The sequence below is a fragment of the Glycomyces arizonensis DSM 44726 genome (genome assembly GCF_000482705.1).
Classification (GTDB): Bacteria; Actinomycetota; Actinomycetes; order Mycobacteriales; family Micromonosporaceae; genus Glycomyces; species Glycomyces arizonensis.
In genome coordinates this window covers 29,933-52,973 of the sequence record NZ_AXWO01000001.1, presented here as the reverse complement: position 1 = coordinate 52,973, position 23,041 = coordinate 29,933, and the positions used below count along the sequence as shown (strand labels likewise).

19 protein-coding genes are annotated in these 23,041 nt (G+C 70.3%); 14 read left to right on the top strand and 5 right to left on the bottom strand.

Features of this window, described 5'->3' with window-relative positions:
• Positions 1–3 precede the first annotated feature (3 nt).
• Positions 4–2,385, bottom strand: coding sequence for a hypothetical protein (locus H613_RS23495; protein WP_035735609.1), 2,382 nt, complete (start codon positions 2,383–2,385; stop codon positions 4–6).
• A 165-nt stretch (positions 2,386–2,550) separates the two neighbouring features.
• Here H613_RS23495 and H613_RS23490 point away from each other — a divergent pair, with 165 nt between their 5' ends.
• Entirely contained in the window at positions 2,551–4,449 is a 1,899-nt protein-coding gene (locus H613_RS23490; RefSeq protein ID WP_084546168.1) for a glycoside hydrolase family 3 protein, read from the top strand.
• Between the two features lie 212 nt (positions 4,450–4,661).
• On the opposite strand, the gene H613_RS0100185 is transcribed toward H613_RS23490, so the two are convergent.
• Both H613_RS0100185 and H613_RS0100180 read right to left on the bottom strand, forming a co-directional pair.
• Entirely contained in the window at positions 4,662–5,054 is a 393-nt protein-coding gene (locus H613_RS0100185; protein ID WP_026922190.1) for a VOC family protein, read from the bottom strand.
• 154 nt (positions 5,055–5,208) lie between these two features.
• Complete coding sequence (locus H613_RS0100180; RefSeq protein WP_026922189.1) at positions 5,209–5,883, bottom strand: cellulose binding domain-containing protein; 675 nt, start codon at positions 5,881–5,883, stop codon at positions 5,209–5,211.
• 153 nt (positions 5,884–6,036) lie between these two features.
• On the opposite strand from H613_RS0100180, the gene H613_RS0100175 reads away from it, so the two are divergent.
• From H613_RS0100175 to fdhD, 3 genes are all read left to right on the top strand, one after another.
• A complete protein-coding gene (locus H613_RS0100175; RefSeq protein WP_211234643.1) occupies positions 6,037–6,498 on the top strand; it encodes a site-2 protease family protein in 462 nt (153 codons plus the stop codon).
• A gap of 45 nt (positions 6,499–6,543) precedes the next feature.
• Positions 6,544–8,838 carry an FdhF/YdeP family oxidoreductase gene (locus tag H613_RS0100170; protein WP_026922187.1) on the top strand — a complete coding sequence of 765 codons (2,295 nt, stop codon included), beginning with the start codon at positions 6,544–6,546 and terminating at the stop codon, positions 8,836–8,838.
• A 276-nt stretch (positions 8,839–9,114) separates the two neighbouring features.
• Positions 9,115–9,936 (top strand): formate dehydrogenase accessory sulfurtransferase FdhD, encoded by an 822-nt coding sequence (gene fdhD / locus H613_RS0100165; protein ID WP_026922186.1) that lies wholly within the window; start codon positions 9,115–9,117, stop codon positions 9,934–9,936.
• Positions 9,937–9,970: 34 nt separating this feature from the next.
• Here fdhD and H613_RS23485 read toward each other — a convergent pair whose 3' ends face one another.
• Positions 9,971–10,804 carry a transposase family protein gene (locus H613_RS23485; RefSeq protein ID WP_051392749.1) on the bottom strand — a complete coding sequence of 278 codons (834 nt, stop codon included), beginning with the start codon at positions 10,802–10,804 and terminating at the stop codon, positions 9,971–9,973.
• Positions 10,805–11,056: 252 nt separating this feature from the next.
• On the opposite strand from H613_RS23485, the gene H613_RS30545 reads away from it, so the two are divergent.
• From H613_RS30545 to H613_RS0100115, 8 genes are all read left to right on the top strand, one after another.
• Complete coding sequence (locus H613_RS30545) at positions 11,057–11,467, top strand: hypothetical protein (RefSeq protein ID WP_156925742.1); 411 nt, start codon at positions 11,057–11,059, stop codon at positions 11,465–11,467.
• Positions 11,436–11,846: a hypothetical protein gene (locus tag H613_RS23480; RefSeq protein WP_169731930.1), complete on the top strand. Its 411-nt coding sequence runs from the start codon at positions 11,436–11,438 to the stop codon at positions 11,844–11,846. Before H613_RS30545 ends, H613_RS23480 begins: the two co-directional genes overlap by 32 nt.
• Positions 11,847–12,225: 379 nt before the next feature.
• Positions 12,226–12,879: a transposase family protein gene (locus H613_RS23475; RefSeq protein WP_051392747.1), complete on the top strand. Its 654-nt coding sequence runs from the start codon at positions 12,226–12,228 to the stop codon at positions 12,877–12,879.
• Between the two features lie 702 nt (positions 12,880–13,581).
• On the top strand, positions 13,582–14,925 hold the full coding sequence (locus tag H613_RS0100140) for an extracellular catalytic domain type 1 short-chain-length polyhydroxyalkanoate depolymerase (protein ID WP_035735411.1): 1,344 nt from the start codon (positions 13,582–13,584) through the stop codon (positions 14,923–14,925).
• 256 nt (positions 14,926–15,181) lie between these two features.
• Positions 15,182–15,979 carry a hypothetical protein gene (locus tag H613_RS0100135; protein WP_156925740.1) on the top strand — a complete coding sequence of 266 codons (798 nt, stop codon included), beginning with the start codon at positions 15,182–15,184 and terminating at the stop codon, positions 15,977–15,979.
• Between the two features lie 45 nt (positions 15,980–16,024).
• Positions 16,025–17,506 (top strand): Hsp70 family protein, encoded by a 1,482-nt coding sequence (locus H613_RS23470; RefSeq protein WP_051392746.1) that lies wholly within the window; start codon positions 16,025–16,027, stop codon positions 17,504–17,506.
• Between the two features lie 259 nt (positions 17,507–17,765).
• Positions 17,766–18,326 (top strand): SigE family RNA polymerase sigma factor, encoded by a 561-nt coding sequence (locus tag H613_RS23465; RefSeq protein WP_245598414.1) that lies wholly within the window; start codon positions 17,766–17,768, stop codon positions 18,324–18,326.
• Positions 18,319–19,521 (top strand): TolB-like translocation protein, encoded by a 1,203-nt coding sequence (locus tag H613_RS0100115; protein WP_026922183.1) that lies wholly within the window; start codon positions 18,319–18,321, stop codon positions 19,519–19,521. The genes H613_RS23465 and H613_RS0100115 overlap by 8 nt, the downstream gene beginning before the upstream one ends.
• A gap of 67 nt (positions 19,522–19,588) precedes the next feature.
• Here the strand turns inward: H613_RS0100115 and H613_RS31230 are convergent, their stop codons facing one another.
• Entirely contained in the window at positions 19,589–20,209 is a 621-nt protein-coding gene (locus H613_RS31230; RefSeq protein ID WP_026922182.1) for a hypothetical protein, read from the bottom strand.
• Between the two features lie 168 nt (positions 20,210–20,377).
• Between H613_RS31230 and H613_RS23460 the strand changes: the two genes are divergently transcribed.
• On the top strand, positions 20,378–21,577 hold the full coding sequence (locus H613_RS23460; RefSeq protein ID WP_035735408.1) for an exonuclease domain-containing protein: 1,200 nt from the start codon (positions 20,378–20,380) through the stop codon (positions 21,575–21,577).
• 354 nt (positions 21,578–21,931) lie between these two features.
• Positions 21,932–22,960 carry an LPXTG cell wall anchor domain-containing protein gene (locus tag H613_RS28745; RefSeq protein ID WP_051392745.1) on the top strand — a complete coding sequence of 343 codons (1,029 nt, stop codon included), beginning with the start codon at positions 21,932–21,934 and terminating at the stop codon, positions 22,958–22,960.
• Positions 22,961–23,041: the final 81 nt, after the last annotated feature.

Here is a 23,041-nt window from a genome sequence, read left to right as displayed (position 1 = left end):
AGTTCAGTCTTCGATGTCGCCGTAGATCAGGCCGCGGCCGTTGGTGGTGAGGTAGACGCGCCCGTAGACCTCGGGGTCGCCGGTGATGGCGCCGCCGGTCCACGCCCACTGGTGCTCGTCGTCGTTGACGCGGCTCCAGTGGTTCCCGCCGTCCTCGGAGCGCCAGATGCCGCGCTCGCCGTCCGACTTCGCGGAGGTGTAGACCACCGGGTAGTGGGACCGCTTGCGCGGCTTGCCGAAGCCGACCGAGTCGGCCTCCTCGAACTCGCGGATGCGCTTCCAGGAGCGGCCCTCGTTCTTCGAGCGCCACATGCCGTAGTCGCCTCCGGCGGCGCCGCCGACGAGCCAGATGTGGCCGCCGCGGCCGGGCACCGGGCGGATGTCGACGCTGCCCTCGGCAGGCAGACCGGTCGACCCGGTGTCGGCGAAGCTCGCGCCGCCGTCGCCGCTGACGTAGAAGGCTCCGGCGGCGAAGGCGTAGACCCGGTTCGGCCGGGCGCGGTCGGCGCGGATCTTGGCGCCCGCGGGCAGTCCCGCCACCGGCGTCCACGTCTGCCCGAGGTCGGTCGAGCGCACCGGCGTGACGTCGGTGTCGCTGGGGGACCACAGGATCGCCGCGGCGTCGGCGGTGACGGCGACGGTCCCGCCGTGGCCGCCGCCGGGGACGCCGTCGAGCCGCGCGGTGGTCTGCCAGGTCCGCCCCCGGTCGGTCGAGAAGCCGACGTGGCCGTCCACGTCCCCTTCGACGTCGCCGGAGCCGACGACGAAGTCGGGGTCGAGGGCGGCGAAGTCGACGCTGCGGCCCGACGTCCAGTTCGGGTGGCGGATCATCATCACGGCCTTGTCGAGATCATTGTGGACGAACCCGCCGAGGTCGCCCACGGCCGAGACGAGGGTCCCGCCGAGCGCGGCGAGGTCCTGGATCGACGTCTCCTCCAGGCCCTCGGCGCGGACGCCGACGGTGAACTTCTCGACCGGGAGCGCGATCTGGTGCCCGGCCTCGTTGTCCCAGCCCACCAGGGCGCCTTGGGAGTCCCACTGCGTCAGGTTCTCGGTGCCCCAGATCGTCGCGCCGGTGCCCCACATGATCCGGTCGGAGTCGTGCGGGTCGATCGCGAGCGCGTCGATCATCCAGCCGTGCTTGACCGCGTAGGCCGGGCCGTCGTCGGCGTTGCCGAAGGACAGCCACGGGCTGGTGCCGGGGTCCATGTCGAACCGGTCGGCGCGCTGGGGCGGCCACGACCAGTCCGCGTCCCACGCGTAGTCCCAACTGGTCTGCCAGGTCTGTCCGGAGTCGATGGAGCGGAAGACGACCTCGTCGGGCCACCAGTTGTTCTCCGTGGCGGCCATCAGAGTGCCGGGGTTCTGGCGGTCGACGGTGATCCCGCCGAAGCCGGGGATGGCGCCGATCGGGTTGTACGGCGGGGTGACGTCGGCCCACTCGCCGGTCTGGGTCGCCAGGCGCATGATCTTGCCGCCGTTGCCCTCGGCGGGGCCGCCGTTGTAGGGGCCGGGGTCCCAGGAGGTGACGATGTAGAGGTGGCCGTGCTCGTGGTCCACGGCCGACTGCTTCGGGATGGTCGGCGTGGTGCCCGCGGTCCCGAGCGCCTCGGCGGCGCCCGGGACGGGCGCCCAGGTGGCGCCGCGGTCGGTGGAGACGTAGAGCGGATCGGCCGGGTCGGCGACGCCGACGTAGATTGCGCCGCCGAGCTGGTCGAAGTCGATCCAGACGACGCCCTGGTTGTCGCCGGAGTACGGGTCGCCCGGCGTGACGGTGAAGTTCCCCGCGTTCGGGAAAGCCTCCACTTCGGCCCAGGTGCGGCCGTGGTCGGTCGAGCGCCACAGCCCGTTGCCGCTCGGCGTGCCGAGGTAGAGGACGGCGTTGTCGGCCGGGTCCACCACCAGCCGTTCGCCCATGCCGCGGCCGGGCATGTTGCCGCCCTGTTTGAACGGGAGCTCGGCGATGCCCCACGTCTCGCCGTAGTCCTCGGAGTAGAGGACGGCGCCGTTGTTGGGGTCCCAGTCGTTGGTGTAGGTGCCGACGGCGGCGTAGACGCGATTCGGTTCGACCGGGTCGGTGGCGACGGAGACGACGCCGGTGTAGCCCCAGTCGTCCCAGCCGACCCAGTCGAGCAGGGGCTTCCAGGTCTGCGAGTCCTCCTGCCAGCGGTAGAGGCCGCCGATGTCGGTGCGGGCGTAGATCAGGTCCGCCTCGGTCTCGTTGAACACGATTCCGGGCACGAAGCCGCCGCCGTTGATGGCGGCGTTGCGCCAGGTGTAAGTGTCGCCGCAGTGCCTGTCGTGCTTGGCGAAGGCCGCGTCGGGGACGGCGGTGGCCGCTACGGCGGCCGCGCCGATCGATGCTGCGAAGGTGCGTCGTCGCACGGGGGTCTCCTTGAGGGAAGTCGCAGGGGTTAGTTGGGACACCCAACATAACAAGTTCGCCGCCGCATTGCAACGGGCGTTCGGGTCGCTTCCGCCGATTCCGTGTTCGGTAGGCTGGGAAGCAGGTTGGGCCGTTCCGGTTCGTTCGTCATAAGGAGACCCGCAATGGGCTCACCCCTCGCACGCGTCCGCCGCCCCTGGCTCTGGATCGCATCGGTCGCCGTGCTCGCCGCGGCACTCGTCGTCTGGCTCCTCGCCGTCCCCGGCGAGTCGGAGGAGGACGCCGCCTATCTCGACCCCTCCCTGCCCGTCGCCGACCGCGTCGCCGACCTGCTGGGCCGCATGACCATTGAAGAGAAGGTCGGCCAGATGACCCAGGCGGAGGTCCCCGCCGTCCAGGACTCGCCCGGCGACGTCGGCGACTTCGGCCTCGGTTCGCTCCTGTCGGGCGGCAGCGAGGCCTTCTACGACACCCCCGAGGCATGGGCCGCCATGATCGACGGCTACCAGCGCGAGGCCCTCGACACGCGCCTGGGCATCCCGATCATCTACGGCATCGACGCCGTCCACGGCAACGCCGCCGTCCCCGGCGCCACGATCTTCCCCCACAACATCGGCCTCGGCGCCGCCGGAGACGAGGAACTGGCCGGGCGGACCGCCGCGATCACCGCCGCCGAGACCCGCGCCGCGGGCATCCCGTGGACGTTCGCCCCGTGCCTGTGCGTCGCCCGCGACAGCCGCTGGGGCCGCACCTACGAGTCCTTCAGCGAGGACCCCGAACTCGTGACCGCGATGGCCGACGACGTCGTCCACGGCTACCAAGGCGAGGACCTCTCGGCGAACACCAGCGTCCTGGCCACCGCCAAGCACTACGTCGGCGACGGCGGCACCGCCTACGGCAGCTCCACGACGGACTCCTACACCCTCGACCAGGGCGTCACCGAGCTCAGCGAGGACGAGCTGCGCCGCCTCCACCTCGCCCCCTTCCGGGCCGCCGTCGAGGCCGGCGTCGGCTCGGTCATGGCCTCGTTCTCCTCCACTGACCTCGGCGAGGGCCCGCTCAAGGTCCACGCCGACGGGTACCTGCTCACCACCGTCCTCAAAGGCGAACTCGGCTTCGAGGGCTTCGTCGTCTCCGACTGGGCCGGTGTCTCGCAGATCAGCGACGACTACGCCGAGGCCGTCCGCGAGGCGATCAACGCCGGGATCGACATGGTCATGGTGCCCGACCAGTACGAGGCGTTCACCGCCACGCTCCTGGCCGAAGTGGACGCCGGACGCGTCTCGGAGAACCGGATCGACGACGCCGTGGCCCGCATCCTCACCCAGAAGTTCGCCCTCGGCCTGTTCGAGCACCCCTTCGCCGACACGAGCCTCGCCGCCGAGGTCGGCTCCGAGGAGCACCGGGCCGTCGCCCGCGAGGCCGCCGCGGCCTCGCAGGTGCTGCTGCGCAACGAGGGCGACCTGCTGCCGCTCTCAGGCGACGAGTCGGTCTACGTCGCCGGATCGGGCGCCGACTCGCTCGGCCGCCAGCTCGGCGGCTGGTCGGGCACCTGGCAGGGCTCGGTCAACGCCGTCGACGAAGGGACGACGATCCTCGACGGCATCGGCGAGGTGGCACCCGACGCCACCGTCCAATACAGCCAGAGGGCGAGCGAGCCGCTCGACGGCTACGACGTCGGCATCGTCGTGGTGGCCGAGAACCCCTACGCCGAAGGCGTCGGCGACGTCGGCCCCGGCAACGACCACGACATGAAATTGTCCGATCAGGACGCCGAAGCGGTCGAGACCGTCTGCGGCGCCATGGACTGCGTCGTCATCACCGTCTCCGGCCGCCCCATGGAGCTCGAAGGCCACCTCGACGGCGTGGACGCGCTCGTGGCCGCCTGGCTGCCCGGCAGCGAAGGCGAGGGCGTCGCCGACCCGCTGTTCGGCCTGGCGCCCTACACCGGAACCCTGCCGGTGAGCTGGCCCAGGACCGTCGACGACGAGCCGGTCAACGTCGGCGACGCCGACTACGACCCGCTGTTCGCCTACGGCTTCGGCCTGGAAACGGCCCCTTAGCGCAGTTCGCGAGCGGTCATCGCGACCAGCGCCTCGGCGGCCGGGCACGCGTTCCTCGGCATGCCGAGACTCGTGCCGCAGGCCAAGGCCGCGCGGCCCCCGAGCACCGAGTTCCTCCGCGAGCGGCTCACCGAACGACCGGCCGCGTCATGCGCGCGGCCGGTGGGGCTCCGGCAGCGGTCAGAGCGGCCGCCTCACACGCGCCCTCCAGCTCAAGGGCGGCGGCCCGCCAGGACGCAGAACTCGTTCCCCTCCGGGTCGGCGAGCACGACCCAGTCCACCTCGCCTTGACCGACGTCGATGCGCCTGGCGCCCAAGTCGAGCAGGCGGCGGACCTCCTCGCCCTGATCCCTGTCGGTCGGATTGAGGTCCATGTGGAACCGGTTCTTGACCGTCTTGCCCTCGGGCACGCGCGCGAACGTCAGCACCGGCGGCACCGGCCCGGCCTGGCCCTTCCCCTCGTGCACCCCCCGGGAGCCGATGGTGACGACACCCTCGTCCTCGTCCTCCTCCTGCACCTCGTAGTCGAGGACCGAGCACCAGAACCGGGCGAGACCGGCCGGATCGGCGCAGTCGATCGCGAGCTCGGTGAACTTGCTGGCCATATCAGAGTCTCCCGTCAAATAACGTGCGCTGAGCAGTGTGCGTCAAATAATGTGCTCAGCCGAGCAGTGCGCCCGCCGAGGGACCGCACGCCCTGCAACGTACCGAAGCCCCGCCCGGCCGCGCCGCCGATTTACGCACCCGCCGCGGACGGCCCTACGCGAAGGCACTGCAAGGCACCGTGTCGGGCAGCGCCACATCGTGCTCGGTCCCGGCCTGGAACGCCGCGTCGGCCGACTCGCCGGGGTCGAGCGCGCCGTTCCAGTGCTCGCTCTCGTACCGGTCGCCGTCGCCGTGGTCCATGCCCCAATGCTCGTAGAGGTCGACGCCGTCGATCGCGATCGTGACCTCCCAGCGCTCGAACGACACGGTGCCGGTGTTGGCGACCTGGACCCACACCTGCACAGCGCCCCGCCAGTCGCTGACGAGCTCCAGCGACGCCGTGCAGGCCGGCCCCTCCGGCTCCGGCTCGGCCTCGGTCGCATCGTCCCGGCCGGACTCGTCGTCCTCGACGACCGGTTCGCTTGAGGGAGCAGGACTCTCCGGCTCGGCCGCCGCGCTCCCGGCCTCCGGCGACGGCTCGACGCTCGCGCTGCTCGCCTCCGCCGAGTCCACGGCGGCCTCGCTCGACGGCTCGGCGCCGAAGTCGACCGTCACCGGGTCCTCCCACGGCCACGTCGCCGCCACCTCCTCCTCGCTCCCCAGCAGCATCGGGCTGAACTGCCAGACGGCCGCCAGTGCCGCGAGCACCGAGACCAGCGCCAGGATCTGGAGCAGGCGGCCGTGCAGCCGCCCGGTCCGCGACGGCGACCCGTCCGTCTGATCGTCCATGCCACCGCTTCCCAAGCCGACGAATTGCTGCCGGATTCCGCTGTGAACCATGCTCCGGTGAAATCCGGGAAAAGCCTACCCGGGCGCATCGCCGCTGCGTATGGCGCTGATTCGCCCAGGATTAGGGGTGCCGTGCACGGGTACGCCTGAATTGTGAAGGCGACATTGCGGCTCGGGACCGCGGTCGGCGCCTCCGTCTGTCTCCATTGGAGCGTGCTCGGCGCCGTGGCGCTGCTCGTCGCCATCGTGTCCACCGGCATGTCCGCCGCCCACCCCGGGCACTCGCCGCTCGTCTACGCCGCCGCCGGGCCGCTCGTGAGCCGCCTCGCGGCCGCCGCGTTCGCCGTGCTCACCTGGCTCGCGGCCGCCGTCGGCCTCGGTGAGCCGTGGACGCCGGTCCTCGGCTACCTCGCAGGCGTCAACGTCCTCCTCGCCGTCTTCAACCTCATCCCCGCCGCCCCGCTCGACGGCGGCCGCGTCCTGCGCGCCGCCCTGTGGGCCTGGCGCGGCGGCCGCATCGCCGCCGCGGTCTGGTCCGCCCGCGTCGGCCGCGCCGTCGCACTGCGCGGGCTCGGCGTCGAACCCGGCCCCGAGGCGCGGCGCGTGCGGACCTGAGCGAGGTCGGCGCCGTCGGCGCGTCTCCGGCCCTACACTGAGCGGATGACCGAGGCCCCCATCGACGACCCCGGCCAGGACGCGCCCGAGGTCGGCCGCCCGAAGGACCGCGCCGCCGGGATCCCGGCCGTCGCCACCTCGCTGCGGTTCGTCGGCTCCCAGGCCGGCGTGCGGCGCGGACTGCCGCTGCTGCGCGCCCTCAACCAGGTCGGCGGCTTCGACTGCCCCGGCTGCGCCTGGCCCGAGCCCGGCCACCGCCACCCCGCCGAGTTCTGCGAGAACGGCGCGAAGGCCGTCGCCGAGGAGGCCACGAGGCTGACCGTCGGCCCCGAGTTCTTCGCCGCCCACCCGATGGACGACCTGGCGGACAAGTCCGGATACTGGCTCGGCCAGCAGGGCCGCCTGACGCACCCGATGCACCTCGCCGAGGGGGCGAGCCACTACACGCCCGTCACGTGGGACGAGGCGTTCGACCTCATCGCCGACGAGCTCGCCGCCCTGGACGACCCGAATGGGGCCGCGTTCTACACCTCCGGGCGCACCAGCAACGAGGCGGCGTTCCTCTACCAGCTGTTCGCCAGGAAGTTCGGGACGAACAACCTGCCGGACTGCTCCAACATGTGCCACGAGTCCTCGGGCGCGGCGCTGAGCGAGACCATCGGGATCGGCAAGGGCAGTGTGCTCCTCGAAGACCTGTGGGCCGCCGACCTCATCATCGTCGCGGGCCAGAACCCCGGCACCAACCACCCGCGGATGCTCACCGCCCTGGAGAAGGCCAAGCGCGCCGGGGCGAGGATCGTCACCGTCAACCCGCTGCCCGAGACCGGGATGCGGCGGTTCAAGAACCCGCAGACCGCGCGCGGCCTGGCCGGGCGCGGGACCGAGCTGACCGACCTGTTCCTCCAGATCCGCGTCGGCGGGGACCTCGCGCTGTTCAGCGCGCTCAACCGGATGCTGCTGCGCGCCGGCGCGATCGACCGCGACTTCATCGACCGGTACACGCACGGCTTCGACGCCTTCGCCGCGCACCACGAGGGCGGCGACGACGCGGCGGTCATGGCCGAGGCCGAGCGGCACACCGGCCTGACGGCGGCCGAGATCGAACGGCTCCTGGAGATGGTCACCGCCTCCGAGAAGACCGTCGTGTGCTGGGCGATGGGCCTGACCCAGCACCGGCACGCCGTGCCGACCATCCGCGAGATCGTGAACTTCCTGCTGCTGCGCGGCGACATCGGCAAGCCCGGGGCAGGGGTGTGCCCCGTGCGCGGCCACTCGAACGTCCAGGGGGACAGGACGATGGGCATCTGGGAGCGAATGCCCGACCGCTTCCTCGACGCGCTGGGCACCGAGTTCGACTTCGCGCCGCCGCGCGACCACGGATACGACACTGTGGACACGATCAGGGCGATGCGGGACGGCCTCGTGAAGGTCTTCTTCGCCATGGGCGGCAACTTCGTCGCGGCCACGCCCGACACCGAGGCCACGGAGGCGGCGATGCGCCGCTGCCGCCTGACGGTGCACGTCTCGACCAAGCTCAACCGCTCGCATGTGGTCACCGGTGCCCGCGCCCTCATCCTCCCGGCCTTGGGGCGCACCGACACCGACCTCCAGGCGGGAGGCGAGCAGTTCGTCACCGTCGAGGACTCGATGGGCGTCGTCCACGCCTCCAGCGGCAAGGTGCCGCCGCTCGGCGAGGGGATGCGCTCGGAGGTGGCGATCGTGTCCGGGCTGGCGCGCAGGGTCCTCGGCGAGGAGGACGGCGCCCCGTGGGAGGACTTCGCGGCCGACTACGACCGGATCCGCGACCGCATCGAGCGCGTCGTGCCCGGCTTCGAGGACTACAACGCGCGCGCCCGCGAGGCGGGCGGCTTCGCGCTGCCGCACGCCCCGCGCGATGAGCGCGCCTTCCCGACGGCCACAGGGAAGGCCAACTTCACCGTCAACGAGGTGGTCTCGCCGGAGGCGGGGGAGGGGCGGCTGCTGCTCCAGACGCTGCGCAGCCACGACCAGTTCAACACCACCATCTACGGGCTCGACGACCGTTACCGGGGCATCCGCCACGGCAGGCGCGTCGTGCTCATCCACCCCGAGGACGCCGCCGAACTCGGCTTCGCCGACGGCGCTTACTGCGACCTGGTGAGCGAATGGGACGGCACCGAACGGCGCGCCCCGCATTTCAAGGTGGTCCACTACGCGACCGCCCGCGGCTGCGCGGCGGCGTACTACCCGGAGACGAACGTGCTGGTCCCGCTCGACTCGGTGGCCGAGACCAGCAACACCCCGACGTCGAAGTCGGTCATCGTGCGCCTCGAACCCGACAGCGAGCCCGCACAGGCATGAACGCACGAGCCTATAGGTTATAACCAATAAGGGAAGTAGGTTATATCTTATAATCTACAGCGACGGGCGGACGGTGACGGCCGCAGTTTAATTATAGGATATAAGTTATATTCTATAACCGATATGAGGTTATAACCGGGAGTGTAAGGATATAGCCTATAACTTGCGTGAGGGTATAGGTTATAGATCGGAGCGTGCAGTTTATAAGCTATAACCTTAGAATCCTATAGGATATATAATATAGGGTTATGGCGTGCGAGAAGGAGGACGGCCTTTATGGGGCGTGTGACCGTTCGGCAGAAGATCGTGCGGGTGGTCGGTGGGCGGCGGTCGGAGCGGGTCGAGACGCTTGTGGCGGAGGAACCGCTCGAGTTGCGGGTCGGTGGCGAGTCGTTGATGGTGACCATGCGGACGCCCGGGGACGACTTCGATCTGGCCGCCGGGTTCCTCGTCTCCGAAGGCGTCATCACCAAGGCCGCGGATCTGGCGACGATGCGGTTCTGCGCCGGGACCGATGAGCGCGGCGAGCAGACCTACAACCTCCTCGACATCGCCCTGGCTCCCGGTGTCGCCGCGCCCGCCCCGGCGGCCAAGCGCGAGACCACCACGACCTCGGCGTGCGGCATCTGCGGCAAGACCGCGCTCGACGATGTCCGCACCGCCTCGGCGTGGGAGGTCGCGGACGACCCGGTGCGAATTGATGTCGAGTTGCTTGCGGCGCTTCCTGACAGGCTGCGGGCCGCCCAGCGGCTGTTCGACAAGACGGGCGGCCTCCACGCCGCCGGGCTCTTCACGGCGGAGGGCGAGCTCATCGTGTCGCGGGAGGACGTGGGGCGGCACAACGCGGTCGACAAGGTGATCGGCTGGGCGCTGCGCGCCGATCTTCTTCCCCTGCGCGGCACTGTGCTCATGGTGTCGGGCCGGGCCTCGTTCGAGCTGGCGCAGAAGGCGGTGATGGCGGGCGTCCCCGCGCTCGCGGCCGTCTCGGCGCCGTCGTCGCTGGCGGCGGAGCTGGCGGGGGAGGCGGGTCTGACCTTGGTGGGGTTCCTGCGGGGCGACACGATGAACGTCTACGCCCGGGCCGACCGCATCGACTGAGAGCCCGCGCCCGGGAATCGGGAGCCCGGCAAGCTCATGCAAAAGCCACTGCTGAGTGATGTCGGTACATCTGGAGTTTGATCACGGTCGGTAGTGTCCGGTCGGCCTTCCGAAGCGGGGGGCGGTAGCCGGTGGTGAGGATCTTCCAGGACCTGAGGTGCGCGATGCCCTGCTCGACGACCCATCGTCTCTGGTTGACCTGCCGGTTGAACAGGCCTTCTGTGGGAGTGGGGTCGCGGTACTCCGGCTTCCTGTACGGGGTCAACGGAACGACACCGAGGTAGCCCAGATCCCCGATGAGGCTCGGGCCCTCCCCGGTCAGGTGAATCTCGTAGGCCTTCGCCAGCCCGGAGGCCTTGAATGCCTTCGCATCATGGACCGATCCGGGAAGGACCTGCCCGCAGTCGATCACCCGGCCACGTAGATCGGTGATGACCTGCGCTTTCAATCCGGGCCGGTGGCGTTTCCCGGAGAACAATCCTGCGGGAGTGGTGAGGTCGCGGGTGGGGATGAGAAACCCGTCGACCACCAGGTCAGAGCGGACGGCCTGCTCACGCACGTCCAAGGCCAGGCAGTCGAGACAGCAGGAGATGACCGGTTCGAGGAAGTCGATGTAGCGCGAGACCGTCGCCTGCGAGATCCGCGATTGCTCGCCGAGCGCGGCCTGGATCGTGTTGTGCCGCCGATAGATCAGGCAGACCACGATCGCGTCGAACAGTTCCAGGGTCTTCCGTCGACCGGTGTCGGGCTGCCACGAGCCGATCCGGGCCTCGACCTCCCGCTCCAGTAGCAGCAGTTGCTCGGTGTCCAGGTCGGTTCTATGCTCGAAACGCGGCAGCGGTCGCTCTTTGATGCTTTGAGTGCTCACACTCTCAAGGAATCCACGAGTCCGCTGCCGCTCACTATGCGTAACCGGGACAAGGAAGGCGCGAACTCACCCGAACGAGACTTCTGCATCGGCTTGCGGGACTCGGCGATTACGGACCTTGCACCTGGTGCGAACTTCACCTGGTCGGTGTCTTGGGGCGATGATCGAGATTTGCGCAGGGCTGCGAACCAACTGCTGTCCGGCATGATCGCCGGAGCACGAGGGCGGTGATCCTTCTGGGAGTATACGACGATGGAAGAGTTTCAACGAGCCGACCGGATCGAGCTTTCGAAACGGCAGGGAATCGCTTCGAGGGTGTCCGGAGTCCTGAAAGATGCCGGCCTGCCTGTGCCCACCGACGTTGAACTCGAGAGAGGCCCGGGAGCCGTGATAGAGGTGGACCCTGGAGAGGATGCCGCAGGCGGGGTGTATATAACCTGGCATGTGGGTCCGGAGCTCGATGACCGTAATAATCGCCGCCTGCTCGCAGGCGAGCTGCTCCACGATGAGATCGGATTCGCGGGGCATGTATCGGAGTCGATGATGAATGCGATCGTCGAGATACTCTCCTTCAAGCGATTCGATGTCGAGGTGAGTGACGAAGAAATACGTCCATACTCGATAAAGGTTCATGGAGGCCCACAGGCTGATGATGGAATATGATGGTATAGCTGTGGATGTTCGTGGAATGGAACGCGATGATCTACTGAATGCCCTACGTGGGTCGTCCGATGTCGAAGATCTAGCCAGGGGAGCGGTTGAGGGCGGTGTTGATTTCAAGATTTGGCCGAGGACTGTGGCCAAATCAGAGATCTTGATCATCTACTCGCGGCGGTTGCGGCTGCTTTCCAGGAACGGGCAGCCGTCGATCGGGTTCGCCGAAGCGGTCGAGAGCATCAGGGATTGCCCAGAGGATCGGCTCCGGATAGGATACGTCGATGACCGGCCCCAGGGCGGATACTGGTTCCAGCTCTTCCTGAGCGCCGAGAATCCTGTGGTCGTCGCGTGTCTCGGAGTGCGGAAGATCGTTCCAGACGCCTAGCGCTTTGAGTCCTTCCGAGTGCGCGCGGGAGCCTTCGAGGAAGGTGGAGGAGCCGATAGGCGAGAAGGACGTGGTGTGGGAGCTTTCTGAGAGCCTCATGTTCGCGCTCTCGGAAACCTGGAGCGCTATTCAGAACTCGGCCGGTGGTCTCGTTTGAGTGAATATCCGCAGCTCAGTCGGGTGACGGACAGTAACGGCGGTCGTCCGGTGCGATGGCTGAAGCATGGCAACGCAACAACTTCCGCGAGGACGACCGCCTCGCTTCCAGCATTGCACCGGTCTCGACGACGAGCAACTATCAGATCTGGTCGCGGCGGTCGGCGCCGTGATCGGCCCCTGGCAGCAACCCAGAGGGCGCCGCAGAGCCCTGGGCCTGTATATGGCGGTCGTGGTCGTCCTGTTCTACCTGCGGCGCAACAACTCCCAAGCGGTTGAAGCCGAGCTGTTCGGCTGCTCTCAGCCCACCGTCTCTCGCTACCTCACCATCCTGGAGCCGGTGATCGGCCGCTGCCTGGAATCGCTCGAGGCCGAAGCCGCCGCCGACCGGGCGCACTCGACCCTGATCGTGGACGGTTTCCTCGTCCCCACCGGCGAACGCGCCCACACGAAAGGCCTGTTCTCGGGGAAGCGGCACGCGTGCGGGGTGAACGTCCAGGCCGTCGCCGACCTGCGCGGCCACCTGGTCGACTTCGGCGAGCCGATGCTCGGCTCGATGCATGACGCCCGTGCCTTCACCGAGTCGGGGATCGCCAAACGCTATGCGGCCCATGCCGAGCCGGGTGGTCCCGGCTTGATCGGCGACAAGGGCTATGTCGGGTGCGGCATCATCACCCCGGTCAAGAAGCCCGACTACCGGCCGCTCACTGCCGCCGAGGGTTGGTTCAACCGGCAGATCAACCGCCGCCGGTCGGCCGGCGAGCGGGCCATCGCCCACGCGGTGAACTGGAAGATCCTCGATACCGGCTATCGCAGGCCGCTGCGCCTGCTCGGCCTGGAGATCTACCGACGACAAGGCTTCAACCCTTTTGAATAATGCTCCGGGAGTCGGGAAGTCGGGGGCCGAGAGGGTATCGCCCGTGGCGGGCGGGGCGTTGGGTGGTGCTTCGGGCCGGGCGCGCGGGCGGGCGCGTGGGTCGGGCGAGCGGGAGCGTCGTGGAGTGCGGAGGTCCGTGCGGTGCCCGCGAAGCGCGGAATGATCGCGCGAAGGGGTGGGTGCGCCGCGCGGGGGTGTCGTGGGCGGTGTCGTTCGGCCGGGCGCGCGGCCCGAGTGGGCGGTGTTCGCACTGCGGCGGCCGGTCTCATACGGGCGAGCGGGAGCTCCGCGGAGCGGGCCGGTCTGCGCGGTGCTTGTGCAGTGCGGGGCGGTCGCGCGAAGTCGGATGGCGCGCTGAGCGGGGAGGTGCTGGATGATGTTGTCCGGGCTTGGTGCGGGGCTGCGTTGCGCGGTGCCTCGCGCTGTGTGGGGCGGTCGTGTGAGGGTGGGTGCGCCGTGAGGCAGGCGGATTCGCGAGGCGTTCGCGCGGCCGGGGCAGCTGTGTGGGTGCGGGCGGGCCGTCGATTGGGCTCGGGCAGTTGGCCAGTGGGCCTGTTGCTAATAGATGTGAATCGATATATCCTGGTTGGACCCTCATGACAGTTCCTTCTAAACCCCGGATCGCGCGGCGCGATCGGTAAGGCGTCTGGTGGTTGGGAGCGCTACTACGACCGTTGTCGCCGACCAGAACAGGAATACCCCATGACACCAACGATCCGACTCCGGTCGCGGCGCGCCCTCGTCGCCGTGGCCACGGCCGTGTTCGTCGTCGCGGGCGCGCTGGTCGCCCTCGCGATGCCGAACCAGGCGGAGGCCCAGCAGGGCCCCCTGCCCACCGGCCGGCTGACCCAGGTGACGAACTTCGGCGGCAACCCCGGCAACCTCGAGATGTACGTCTACGTCCCGAACAACGTCGACCCGAATCCCGCGCTCCTGGTGGGCATCCACTGGTGCACCGGCTCGGCCCAGGCCTTCTACAGCGGCACCGAGTACGCCAGGCTCGCCGAGCAGTACGGCTACATCGTCGTCTACCCCTCGGTCACCCGCAGCAGCAAGTGCTTCGACGTCTCCTCGCCGCAGGCGCTCACCCGCAATGGCGGCAGCGACCCCGTGAGCATCAAGTCCATGATCGACTGGGTGGAGTCCAACTACGCCATCGACTCCGACCGCGTCTTCGCCACCGGCGTCTCCTCCGGCGCGATGATGACCAACGTCCTCCTCGGCGACTACCCCGACGTCTTCGCCGCGGGCTCGGCCTTCGCCGGTGTCCCCTTCGCCTGCTTCGCCACCACCAACGGCTCGGAGTGGAACTCCCAGTGCTCCAGCGGCCAGCTCATCCACACCCCGCAGGAGTGGGGCGACCTGGTCCGAGGCGCCTACCCCGGCTACAGCGGCGAGCGTCCGCGCATGCAGACCTGGCACGGCACCCTCGACGACACCCTGGACTACCAGAACTTCGAGGAGCAGATCAAGCAGTGGACGAACGTCCAAGGCGTGAGCCAGACGCCCGTCTACACCGACCACCCGCAGTCGAGCTGGACGCGCACCCGCTACGGCGACAGCGGCCCCCACGCCCCCGTCGAGGCCATCAGCGTGGCCGGGGCGGGCCACAACGTGATCACCAGCGCCATGGCGCCCTACGTCATGGAGTTCTTCGGCCTCAACGAGGACACCGACCCCACCGACCCGCCGGACGACGACACCACCCCGCCCGATGACGACGACACCACGCCGCCGCCCACCGACGACGAGGGCTGCACGGCCGTGATCGACGTGGTCAACGACTGGGGCTCGGGCTGGCAGGGCAACGTCCTCATCACCGCGGGCGACAGCGCGGTCAGCGGCTGGACGCTCAACTGGACGTGGCCCAGCGGCCAGAGCATCACGAGTTCGTGGAACGCCGACGTCAGTTCCAGCGGCTCGTCGGTGACGGCAGGCGACGTCGGCTGGAACGCCGACATCGCGGCCGGGCAGACGATGAACGCCTGGGGCTTCGTCGGCTCCGGCTCCAGCGCCTCCCCCCAAGTGACCTGCACCCCCGCATAGGGATCCAAAAGGCGACGGGCCGGGGACGCGCGGCGTCTCCGGCCCGTCGCCGTGCCCGGCGGTGAGTCGGCTGATCGGGCGGCGAACCGAGGCCGCCCGATTCCCGTCGCCGGACCCGGCGGGGGATCGGTCGGTGCGGCCGAGGATCGGGTGCGGCCGCGGGGGAATCGCCGGACCCGTGGAGTGTCGTCGACCGTTCGGGAGTCGAAAGCGACTACGCTACGTGTCCAACCGAAAACCGAACGGGGGCATGGTCATGAACGCTGAGAGCCGATCCGGAAGTCGCGAGCCCGGCGCCGAGGCGCGGACACTGCGGGAGGCGCCCGCGAACGGCCGCGACGGCGCGGCCGAGGTTGAGGCAGCGCAGGCTGAAATGGCCCGAGCTGCGGCTCAGGCCCAGGTGGCCCAGGCCGCGAAGGCCCCGGTCGAGCGGCGCGAGATCCTCCGGGACTACGGCCCGACGCGGGTGCTCATCACCGTCGACGTCACACCGCGCAAACCCCGCACCAGGAAGGCGCCCAAGGACGCCGGGAGGCGCAGGCGCCGCGAGCCCCGCTCCGGCGTCCCCCCGTGGGAGGTCGACCCGTCCCAGCCCCGCATCGTCCGACTCAGCGGCGGACCGGTGACGCTCAGCCCCACCGGCGCCGAACTCCCCCCGAAGCCCAAGCGCCCCCACCGGGCGGGCGGCGGCCTGTGGGTGGGCAAGCCGCTCCTGCGAAGGCGCGGCTGGACCGAGACGGCGATCCGCGACTTCCTGCCCAAGCCCGAACGCCTCCAGCGCAACCCGCACCCGCGCGGCCGCAACCGCCCGATGCCCCTGTGGCGGCCCGAGACGGTCGCGAAGGCCGAGGCCTCGCCGCAGTGGCGCGACTGGCTCCAGGACTCCCTGGAACGCCGCCGCACCACGCTCGGCGACCTGTCCGCGACCGCCCCGCAGGGCGACCGCGCCGCTGATGAGCGCGCCGTTGACGACGCCGCCGAGGACGCGGTCGGCGCCGCCGTCGACGCGGCCGTGGAGGCCCGGCGCAAGCGGGTGGCGAACCGCCACCGCTGACCGCGCCGGTCCTCCCCGCGGCGCGGTGACGGTAGGCTCCAAGCCATGTCCGCCTCCCTGGGGATCGACTTCGGCACCTCCCACACCGCGGCCGCCCTGCGCCGCCCCGACGGCCGCGTCGAGAGCGTCCTCTTCGACGGCTCCCCGCTGCTGCCCTCAGCGGTGTACGCGGGCGACGACGGGCAGGTCCTGGTCGGCCGCGACGCCCGCGACGCGGCCCGGACCGACCCCTCCCGGTTCGAGCCCCACCCCAAACGCCGCGTCGACGACGGCACGGTCCTGCTCGGGGAGAGCGAGATCGCCGTCGGCGACCTGTTCACCGCCGTGCTCGCCCGTGTCCGATCCGAGTCCGAGCGGGTCCTCGGCGCCGCCCCGGCCGACGTGGTCCTGACCCACCCGGCCGCCTGGGGCCCCACCCGCCGCCTGGTCCTCCAGGACGCGGCCCGAGCGGCCGGCTTCGCGAACCCGGCCCTGCTGCCCGAACCGGTCGCGGCCGCCGCCTACTACGTCGCCGAGCTCGGCCACCAGGTCCCGGTCGGCTCGGCGGTCGTCGTCCACGACTTCGGCGGCGGCACCTTCGACGCGAGCGTCGTGCGCCGCACCGAGACCGGCTTCGAGGTCCTCGCCGTCGACGGCATCGACGACCTCGGCGGCGTGGACATCGACAACGCCGTCATCGGCCACCTGCGCCACCTCGGCGACGACGACCAGTGGCAGCGGCTCCTGACCCCCCGCACCGCCGCCGAGCGCCGCCAGTGGCGCGGCTTCCACGACGACGTGCGCGAGGCGAAGGAGCGCCTGTCGCGCCAGTCCACCGCCGAGCTGTTCATCCCGGTCCTCGACCGCGAGGTCCACCTCACGCGGGACGAGCTCGAAACACTGACGAGACCCCTGCTGGCCCGCGCCCCCAAGGTCGTCGAGGCGGTGATCCGCACCTCCGGCCTCCCTGACGAGGCGATCGCGGGCATCTTCCTCGTCGGCGGCGCCAGCCGGATGCCGCTGGTGGCCACGCTCATCCATCGGGAACTGGGCCGTCCGGCGACGGTCATCGACCGCCTGGAGCAGGTCGTGGCCCACGGCGCGCTCCTCGCCGCGCAGGCCCCCGGACCGGTACCGGTCCAAGCCCCCGCGCCCATACCGGCCCAGACGCCCGCACCGGTCCCCGGGCAGGCGCCACCCGTGGCCGCGCCGATGCCCGCCTATGCGCCGCAGCCGTATCAGCCCTCCCCGCGCACGCCGCCCCCGCCCCCGCCGCAGTCACCGACTCGGCCCGCGCCCGAGCGCGCCGGCATGCCCGCACCGCTGTGGGTGGCCGCCGCCCTCATGGGCATCCAGGCCCTCATATGGCTGTGGGTCCTCGCCATCGGACCGGTCCGCTTCTGGGGCGTCTCCGCCCTCCCGCTGCTGGCCGCCATACCCCTGCTGCGGGTGCGCCGACCGTGGGCCCTGGTGGCCTGCGCGGTCCTCCAGGTCCTCGGCGCCCTGTTCATCACCGTCCGGCTGTACCACAGCGTCAGCATGAGTTAGGAAGGCGGCCTTCGCAATGCCTCTGGACAGCACCCCACTGGTGACGGCGATGACGCTCCTCGGCCCCGCGCTGGCCATCGCGGTCCTCGTCCTCCTGCTCACGCCCCGCAGCATCCGCTGGTTCCGCCGCCGCTGAGACCCGCGGCCTCCACATCGGCCGTTCGGACCGCATCTATGGACCGTTCGGCCGATGCGCCCGCGCGTGCGGTTTTCCGTCTTCAGTAGGAGACATGCCCACCGACCGAACGGAATACCGAACGTGGACGGATCGACCGCGCCGCCGCTGAGTGAGTTCGACGATTTCGTCAGGGCCCGATCGGCGGCACTGACGGCCTCGGCGTTCCTGCTCACCGGCGACCGCGGGCTCGCCGAGGACCTCGTCCAGGACGCCCTGGCGCGCACTTGGCGCGCGTGGAAGCGCCTGCACCGCAGCCAGAACGCCGAGGCCTACACCCGCCGCACCATGTACCACCTGCACGTGAGCCGCTGGCGCCGACGCAGAGTCGCCGAGACCGCCACCGAGACTCCGCCCGAGCCCGGCGGCGCGGACCCGGACGTCGCCCTGCGCCTGGCCGTCCACGCCGCGCTGCTCTCGCTCCCGGCCAAGCAGCGGGCCGCGGTGGTGCTGCGCTACTTCGAGGACATGACGGAGTCCGACGCCGCCGCCACGCTCGGATGCCCGGTTTCGACCCTGCGCACCCGGACGCAGCGCGCCCTGCGGGGACTGCGCCGCGGCTTCCCCGAACTCCGCTTCCCCGAAGCCGAACCGCCCCGCTCCGGCGCGGGGGCCATGACCGCGCGAGGAGAGTCCCATGTCTGAGACGTTTCGCGACCTGCTGCGACGGCGCGCGGCCGACGCGGGCGGCGCTCCCGGCGGCCTGACCGAGGGCGCCCTGTCCAAGGCCGAGGCCATCGGCAGGCGGCGCCTCGCCGCGGCGGCGGCCGGGGCGGTGTGCGGCATGGCGATCGCCGGGGTGGCCGTCGCCGCGCTCATCGCGCCGGACGGGAGCGCCCCCGCCCCGCCCGCCGTGGAGCGGACCACGATCGACGCGCCCACCCCCGATGAGCCCACGCCCGCCGAGCCGACCGGCGCGATGCCCGAGGCCCCCGACTGCGGCGGCATGCGCCCGAGCGAATGGGACGAGCGGGGCTTCACCTGGCCCGACCTGGAACCGTCGGAGACGCCGGTGCCCGAGGCGATCCCCCAGCGCCTCTACTTCCTCGTCGGCGAGATGCACAGCCCCTACACGGCCCTCCTCGAAGGCGACGTGGTCACCTCGCTCAACGGCGGCGAGGGCGACGCGCTGCTCGAACCGGCCCCCAACGGCGAACGCGCGCTGATCAGCGGGACCGGCGCGAGCGGGAGCTGGTGCGAATGGTCATATGCGGACCTCACCGAGCCCGACGCCGAGCCGCTGGCGGCCTTCACCGCCGACCCCGAATGCCCCCCGAGCTGGTCGCCGGACTCGAACCGGGTCGTCATCGCCGAACCGGCCTCGACCGAGGACGCCGAGTCGTACGTCTTCGACCTGACCACCGGCGAGCGCCTCCCGCTGCCCGAAGGCGTCGGCTGCTCGCCGGTGTGGACGCCGGACGGGCAGTACCTGGTGGGCGAGGGATCGGCGGTGCGCCCCGACGGCTCGGGCCGCATCGACCTGCCCGGTCTGGCCAGGTGGACCCGCGACCCGGACGTCCGCGGCCTGGAGTCGGTCTCGGCGGACCTGTCGCGAGCCTGCCTGTTCATCCAGGAGAAGGACAACGCGGACATCCGGTCGTTCGACCGCTGCGGGAAGTACATCGACACCGCGACCGGCGACGAGCTGGAGCTGCCGGTGGACGAGGCGATCGGCCAGGTCGTGTTCCTGCCGGACGGCTCGATGCTCGTCACGGGCATGACCGGCGCGAGCGCGACCCTGTATCTCGTGGACGAGGCCGGGGACGTGGCGGACCAGCGGCCGCTGCCGTGGACCGAGGACACGGTCGAGTGGCTCAAGCTGCTCGGCTACGGCCCCTGACAGGACGCCGGTCGGCGCCGGTCATCGCACAACACAGCACTGTGCGGCGACCGGCGCCGACCGCACGTCAACCGCCGTAGAGCGCGGACAGGTCCGCGTACGCCTGGTCGAAGTGCGCCATCGCCTCTTCGACGACCGCGTCGGGATCCTTCCCGAGCTCCGCCTGCTGCATCAGGCGTTCGCCCTCCACGAGGTTCTTGCCCATGGAGACCAGATGGTCGTTGTCGACCTCGACGAACTCGTTCTTCTCTTGGAGGTAACCGCCGACCCGGTCGAGTTCGAGCTGGACGTCGTACTCGTTGAGCACCGCGGCCGATTTCAGGAGTACGTCGGCGGACTGGCCCCTGAGCTCCAGGGCCTCCTTCGGGTCCTCGACGAGCGTGGACTTGGCGAGCAGGCCGAAGCCCTGGGTGAACAGGTCGAGGAACTGCTCGTCGATCGGCGGGTAGATCTTGTCGTCCAACAGGTCGAGAGCCAGGTCGCATACGGGGCAGATGTCGGGCGGCCATTCGGGGTCTTCCGCGATGATCAGAACCGGGAATTCGACGCATTTCACCCAGGGCGGTTCGTGGATCGGCCAGCAGACGGTGACCCAACGGGGGTCGGCCTGGGCGGCCGCGGCGGGCATGAGCACGAACACGCTGGCGGCCACCGCCAGCATGATCATGAGTTTTCTGATGAGGCGCATCAGTCGTTCTCCTTCGGAAGGGTGGTCTCACACAGGGTGACATGGCACTGTGGATGGTGTCAGGCTTTGCCGCCCATCCGACAATTCGCGGTCCGCCCCACTCGCAACTCAAGGCCTGCCGATTCGCTAGAGTGGTCACCCACTGTTTCAATGACGAGGCGGAGTGTCATGTATGCGGTGTTCGACCTGGAGACGACGGGTCTGTACAATAGGGACCGAATAGTCGAGGTCGCGATAGCGCACGTCGACGCCGACGGCCACGTGACCGACCGGTGGACGACCCTCGTCAACCCCCAGCGGGACGTCGGCCCGCAGCCGCTGCACGGCATCCGCTCGGCCGACGTCAGGCGCGCCCCCACCTTCGCCCAGATCGCCGGCGAGGTCCTCGCCCGCCTCGCCGGGCGCATCCCCGTGGCCCACAACCTCTCCTTCGACGGCCGCATGCTCGCCCAGGAGTGCCTGCGCATGGGCCTGGAGATCCCCAGGCTCTCCGAGTACGGCGTCTGCACCATGTCGTGGGCCTCCCACTTCCTGCCCGGAGTGCAGCGCACGCTCGCGCACTGCTGCGAGGCCGCCGGGATCGGCAACGACCGCCCCCACGAGGCCCTCTCCGACGTCATGGCGACGGCCGAACTGCTGACCTTCTACCTCGGCAGCACCAGCGTGGTCCCGCCCTGGGACGACCTGCGCGCACTCGTCGCACAGCTCGAATGGCCCGCGGTCCCGATCGGCGCCGCCGAGCCGGTGCGGCGCGGGGCGGGCGCCTCGGACGGCGCCGACTTCCTCGCGCGGCTGGTGGAGCACTTGCCCGCCGTACCGGATCCGCCCCAGGCGGACATGTACCTGGCCCTGCTCGACCGGGCGCTGCTCGACCGGCACGTCTCCGCCACCGAGTCCGACGAACTGGTGGGCCTCGCGCTCGACATGGGCATCTCCCGCCAGGCGGCCATCGAGCTCCACCGCGGCTACCTTGGGGCGCTGGCCGCGGCCGCCCTGGAGGACGGCGTCGTCACCGAGGCCGAGCGGGACGACCTCGGGCGCGTCGCGGCACTGCTCTCGCTGACCGCCGAGGACGTGGACCGAGCGCTCCAGCCCGCCGAGGCGCCGGTCGCCGCGCCGAGCAGGTTCGCGCTGCGCCGAGGCGACACGGTGGTCCTGACCGGCTCGTTCGCCGAATCCAAGCAGTACTGGGCCGAGCGCCTGGCCGAGGCCGGGCTGCACGTGTCGGGCACGGTCACCAAGAAGACCGGCCTCGTCATCGCCGCCGACCCCGACTCCATGTCCGGCAAGGCGACCAAGGCCCGCCGCTACGGCATCCCGGTCGTCGGCGTCGAGGCCGTCGACCTCGTGCTCGCACGCCTGCAATAATCCTAAAAGGTGGGACGCGTCTCGCGTCTGCATGGATTCCGGCCGGTGTGCGTCGTTTTCCGCAGTGGAGCGACATGTCCCAGATCAAGGATTTTGATGATCGTACTTTCGGGTCGGGGTTCGGCCCGCTAAGTCGATTACCGTTGCGCGCGAACGCGGATAATCTGCAAGTGGTTATTCATCGATTCCGATTGACGGGACACCCGGCCCAGGCCGTCCGGCTCGGCGATGCGCGATCGACTCACCGCGGAAGCCCTTTCAACGCCCTTCCCGGCCACACCCCGGCCCCATTCGCCCGGTTCGTCGCGCTCGCCCCATGACCGGCCACTGTGCTGTGTGACCAAGGAGACTTTCATGCGATTCAAGAAGCTATTGGGCTGGACGATTCCGGCACTGGTAGCGGCGATCGTCATCGCCACCCCGGGCGCGGCCTATGCCAAGACGAGGACCATCTTCCTCAGCGATTCCGATGTGCCCGTCTACGCCGACAGCTTCGGGAGCCAGTCCTGCGAGTACGTCGACGGCGGCCCCTCCGAGGACCGCGACGCCTGGGTCTTCCACCTGCCCGCCTCGGTGGGCAACAACACCGAGTTCAAGTGGCTCATCGCCTCTTACATTGATCCTGAGTGGATCTTTCAGCTTCCGGACCTCGTCGACGCGACGATCGTTGCCGACGGCGACATAGCGGTCGTCTCCACCGAGCCCGGCTTGGTGCTCATCGGCGCCTTCGCGAGCGTGAAGAACGCGAAGAAGCACTCGGAATTCGAGCTCCTGCACACCTGCCCCGCGCAGGAGGCCGAGGAGCCCACCGCCCCGCCGGAGGAGGAGACGACTCCGGCCGAGGAGGAGACCACCCCGGCCGAGGAGACCACGACTCCGGCAGAGGAGACGACCACCCCCGCTGAGGAAGAGACCACCGACCCGGGGGAGGAGACGACCCCCGCCGAGGAAGAGACCACCACCCCGGCTGAGGAGGAGACGACGCCGGCCGACGAGGAGACCACGCCCGCCGAGGAAGAGACCACGGACCCGGGCGAGGAGACCACCGGCCCCGCCGGAGAGGAGACCACGGACCCGGGCGAGGAGACCACCGATCCTGCCGGGGAAACCACCGACCCCGGCGACGGTGAGGACACCACCGATCCGGCGGGCGAGGAGACCACCGACCCGTCCGACGGATCGTCCTCGCCGCAGACCGACGAGAGCTCCTCGCCCGCAGCGGCCGCCACCGAACCCGACGAGGCGGAGACCACCCCCGCCGGGCACGCCGACTCGCTGCCGGTCACCGGCATGTCGATCACCTACTTCGCACTCGCCGCAGTCGTGCTCATCATCGGCGGCCTCGGCGCCCTGCTCCTGGCAAGGCGCCGCCGCGCCGCGTGATGCGGCACTGGCAGGGGGGAGGGCCCCGGCGCGGCGACGCGTCGGGGCCTTGCCCGTCACCCCGCCCTGCCCCGCTCCGCC